A 4,417-nucleotide genomic window follows, 5' to 3' on the forward strand; every position below is an offset into this window, starting at 1 on the left:
TGGCCCTGGCGCTGGTCGCCACGCTCGCGCTGACCGGTCGGGACCGCAGGTTCGCCCTGCGCGTGCTGGGCACCTATACGGTCGCCTCGCTGGTCCTCAACTACGTGCACGGGCTGGTGCCCGCGATGCACGGCGGGGGCGAGCGGATGCAGCTGGCGGCCTGGGGCCCGGCCAACTGGGTGCTGGTGCTGCTGGCCACCTCGCTGCCGGTCGGATCGATTTTCTTCGGCTCGGACCTGGTCGCCAAGGTGCTGCACCACCGCCCCGCCCCGATCGAACCGCCCTCCGCGAATGCGGAGGAATCTATCGAGAGCGTAAGGAATCGGTCTACGGCTGGCCTGCCGGAATCCACCCCGGCGCCGGTGACCGCGAACCCGGCACAGATGCCGCGTCCGGTGCCGGTCGGGTTCGTGAAGTCGACTCTGCCGCTCAAGCCCGTACCCGCCATCGAGCCGACACCGACCGTCCCCGCGTCGGTCGAGCCGCGGGCGGTGGCCGCGGAATCGAGTCGGCCGCGTCGGGCGACCGGCCGGGTTCCCGAGGTCGCCCGATCGAGTCGGCCCCGCCGCACCGCGGGCCAACTGCTCGATGAGGCCCGCGCGGTGACGGCTGATTGGCCGGACGCGAAGCTGACGGCGGAGGGCATCCGCCTGGCGGTGCACACCTCGCCGAAAAACGCCCGCACGCTGCGCGACACCCTGCGGGCCGAACGGTCCGAGGCGATGGCGTCCTGATGTCCGGCGCGTTCGGCAAGTGCTACGACCCCACCGGCACCCGCCACGGCATACCAACTTTCCCGTGGAAGTTCGCCCCGGACGGCTACGCCACCCGCCGCCAACTGCGCGCCAAGGGCTTACGCCCTGGTGGCCAGCCGGTCGCGGCGCAGCTCATGCGCCGCTCCCGGCGCCGCAAGGGCGGGGTGGCAGTGGCCTACCTGTACCGCATCGAGCTGGCCAAGCCGGTGCGGCCGATGACCTCCCGCAGGGTGGGCGCGCTCGCGCTGGCGATGCTCGCCCGCCGCACCTGTCCCAAGTGCCAAATCGTCTACAGCTACTGCCTGCCGACCTCGCTCGGCATGTGCGTGCTGTGCGCCAACTCCGAAGAACAGAGCGCCGCTTGACCTGCACGGCTTCGCCCAGCGGGGTCCCGACGGTCGGCCTGCCATAGCGCCGTCCGGACCCCTTCCAACTGCCTCCCAGACTGGAAGGACTGTCAGTGAACCACGACGACGAAAGCGAACTGTTCAACCGGCTCGAAGCCGACATGAAAGCCGACTCGGTGCCCGACTCGGGTGGCGAGGTCGTCGACCTGGACAAGGCACGGTCGGCCCGCACCGAGTCGGCCGACTTCACTCCGGCTGAGTCGCCCGACTCGACCAGCCGACCCGACGCTGACCCGTCGGCCGACTCGGGTGCGGATCGGTTGGGTGCCGAGTCGGGCGACCCGACCACCCGCCTGGCGGTCGACCAGCCGACCGTCAAGGCGGCCGGTCCGGGTTACCTGGGTCGGCTGCGGGCCGCGCAGCGCCGTCCGGTCGTGCCGGTGTGGCTGAAGTCCGCGGCGGAGCTGAAGACCGCCACGGGGTGGGTGGCCCGCCACTACGCGCATGCGACCGGGTATCACGCCCTGCGCTCGCCGGTCTACGCCGCCCGCCTCACTCTCCAAGCCCCGTCCGGGGCCGCGCAGTTCGTGGGCGGCAGCCTGCGGTGGGTGGCCGACCGGGAGGGCGAGCCGGTCCGGCTGGCCGCGGTGCGCCGCGAGGACGCAGCGGAGTACCTGAAGCTGTCGCGGCAGCGCGACGGACGGGTTCGGCTGCGCACCCTGGTCGCGGTGCTGGCGCTGTTCACCGGTCTCGGGGCGGCCCTGGCTATCTACGTGCTCGCCCCGGCCTGGCTTCAGGCGTTGTCGGTGGGTGCGGTGACCCTCGCGCTCGGCTACAACGGGCGGCGTGCGGATGACCCGGTCATCCACCGGGCGGTGGAGGTCCCGAAGGCGGTGAAGCTGACCAGTGACATCGTGCTGCGCGCGCTCGGGGCGCTGGGTATCCCGGCGATCAACCAGGCGCAGGGCAAGGGGCGGGACGGGTTTGAGTTCACCGCTCCGATCACCCGCGACGGGCCGGGCTGGCGGGCGGAGGGCAACCTCCCCTACGGCGTCACGGTGACCGACATCATCGAGCGCCGCGAGCGCCTGGCCTCCGGGCTGCGCCGCCCGCTGGGCTGTGTGTGGCCCGAGGCGGTGCCCGATGAGCACACCGGGCGGCTGGTGTTGTGGGTCGGCGACCAGGACATGGCCACCGCGCCCAAGCCCAAGTGGCCGCTGCTCACCAGCGGCACAGTGGACTTGTTCAAGCCGGTCGCGTACGGCACCGACCAGCGCGGACGCTGGGTGTCGGTCACCCTCATGTACATCGCGGGCATCATCGGCGCTATCCCGCGTATGGGCAAGACGTTCCTGCTGCGGCTGCTGCTGCTGATCGCCGCTCTCGACCCGCGGGCCGAGCTGCACACCTTCGACATGAAGGGCACCGGTGACCTGGACCCGGTCGGCAACGCCGTCTCCCACCGGCACGCCGCGGGCGACGATGATGAGGTCATCGACTACGTCCTGAACGACTTCCGCGCGCTGCGCGAGGAGCTGCGCCGCCGTACGAAGGCGATCCGCTCGCTGCCGCGGGACATCTGTCCGGAGTCGAAGGTGACCAGCGAACTGGCCGACAAGCGCTCGCTGGGGCTGCACCCGATCGTGGTCGGGGTGGATGAGTGTCAGGTGCTCTTTGAGCACCCCGAGCACGCCAAGGAGTTCGAGGAGATCGCCACTGACCTGGTCAAACGCGGTCCGGCAACGGGGATTGTGCTGCTGCTGGCCACGCAGCGCCCGGATGCGAAGGCGCTGCCGACGGGGATCTCGGCGAATGCGTCGGCCCGCTGGTGTCTGAAGGTCATGGGGCAGTTGGAGAACGACATGGTGCTGGGGACCTCCGCCTACAAGCGCGGGGTGCGGGCCACCATGTTCGCCTGGGGCGACAAGGGCATCCACTACTTCGTCGGGGAAGGCTCCGATGCCCGCATTGTGGGCTCGGTGTTCGTGGACGCCCCCGGCGCCGACGCGATCGCCGCCCGCGCCCGCACGGTGCGCGAGAAGGCCGGACTGCTGTCCGGCCACGCCCTGGGGGAGACCCCGGAGGCGGTCACCGGTCCCGCCTACGACCTGCTCGCCGACATCCTCGCCGTCGTGGCAGCCAAGGAACCCAAGGCGTGGTCCGAGACCGTCGCGGCGCGGCTGGCCGAACTGCGCCCCGAGGTCTACGACGGCTGGGACCCCGAGGCGCTGGCCGCGGCCCTGAAGCCGCACGGCATCAGCACCGTCCAGGTCGGGCGCCGGATCAACGGCAAGGTCGTCAACCGGCGCGGCATCGACCGCTCCCACATCACCACCGCGATTGCGGAGCGTGACGGAAAGCGGGACGCGGGCTGACCTCTTGGGGCCGCTAGCGCTAGCGGTACCCCCCCGCTAACGTTAGCGGCTCCGCTAGCACCCCAAACCCCACTTGATCAGGCTGCTAGCGGATAGCGGCCCACCTGCGCAAACCCCCAAATCCTGCCTGGAAGGGCCCGCGATGACCTCTGCCCTGCTCGCTATCACCTGCCTACTCGCCATCACATTCTGTTACATCGCGGTGTGTGCGGTGTCCCCGTTCGGGAACTGCCGCAAGTGCCGCGGCTTCGGCTTCCAGCTCCACACCGACCGGCGCGGACGCCTCAAGCCGGGCAAGACCTGCCGCCGCTGCCACGGCGACCGCAAACGCATACGCCTCGGCCGCTGGCTCTACAACCGCGCCGCCCGCCTGCACCGCGAAGGCACCCGCTGATGCCCCGGCTGCGCCCGCTGCTCGTCCTGATCGTGCTCGGGGTCGCCATCGGCACCTGCCACGCCGACCCCGAACCCCCGGCGCCGCCACAGCCCGGCGTCACCGACACCACCCGCTGAACACCCCACCGAATCCAAGGGAGTTGCCGTCATGGCGCTGACCGACAAGGACCCGCACAACGCCCGTGAGCTGGCCCGCACCGTGTACCTGTCCGGCAAGTTGATGCGCCGCCAGGCCCGCGGCAAGTCGACCACCGCGATCGAGAACGAGATCGACCGCATCCGCGAGATGGCCCAGGCCCGCGAAGACGCCCGCAACCGCCGCTGACCGGAATGGAGCCCCTGTGATGGCCCTGACCCTCTCGCTCGTGCTGCTGCTCGGCATCGCCCTGGCGGTGCTGCTGCGCTTCAAGGCCCTCGGTGCTGGCGCCGCCGTCGTCGCGGTGCTGTTCGGCTTCTACCTCGCCGACACCGGCGCCAGCACCACCGTCAACGACCTGGTCACCGCGGTCACCGACGCCCTGCGCAGCATCGACACCTAAGGAGC

At 70.9% G+C, this 4,417-nt stretch carries 6 protein-coding genes; all 6 read left to right on the forward strand.

Features of this window, described 5'->3' with window-relative positions:
- The coding region (locus U9R90_RS33990) for a hypothetical protein (RefSeq protein ID WP_411061139.1) at positions 1–734 on the forward strand (734 nt) is incomplete at its 5' end.
- Positions 734–1,120: an RRQRL motif-containing zinc-binding protein gene (locus U9R90_RS33995; RefSeq protein ID WP_411061140.1), complete on the forward strand. Its 387-nt coding sequence runs from the start codon at positions 734–736 to the stop codon at positions 1,118–1,120. The genes U9R90_RS33990 and U9R90_RS33995, both read left to right, overlap by 1 nt.
- Positions 1,121–1,215: 95 nt before the next feature.
- Positions 1,216–3,477: a cell division protein FtsK gene (locus U9R90_RS34000; protein ID WP_411061142.1), complete on the forward strand. Its 2,262-nt coding sequence runs from the start codon at positions 1,216–1,218 to the stop codon at positions 3,475–3,477.
- A gap of 142 nt (positions 3,478–3,619) precedes the next feature.
- On the forward strand, positions 3,620–3,871 hold the full coding sequence (locus U9R90_RS34005; RefSeq protein WP_411061144.1) for a hypothetical protein: 252 nt from the start codon (positions 3,620–3,622) through the stop codon (positions 3,869–3,871).
- Positions 3,872–4,021: 150 nt separating this feature from the next.
- Positions 4,022–4,198 (forward strand): hypothetical protein, encoded by a 177-nt coding sequence (locus U9R90_RS34010; protein WP_411061146.1) that lies wholly within the window; start codon positions 4,022–4,024, stop codon positions 4,196–4,198.
- A gap of 19 nt (positions 4,199–4,217) precedes the next feature.
- Positions 4,218–4,412, forward strand: coding sequence for a hypothetical protein (locus tag U9R90_RS34015; RefSeq protein ID WP_411061148.1), 195 nt, complete (start codon positions 4,218–4,220; stop codon positions 4,410–4,412).
- The last annotated feature ends 5 nt before the right edge of the window (positions 4,413–4,417 follow it).

Source organism: Streptomyces sp. E11-3 (assembly GCF_046540415.1).
GTDB lineage: Bacteria > Actinomycetota > Actinomycetes > Streptomycetales > Streptomycetaceae > Streptomyces.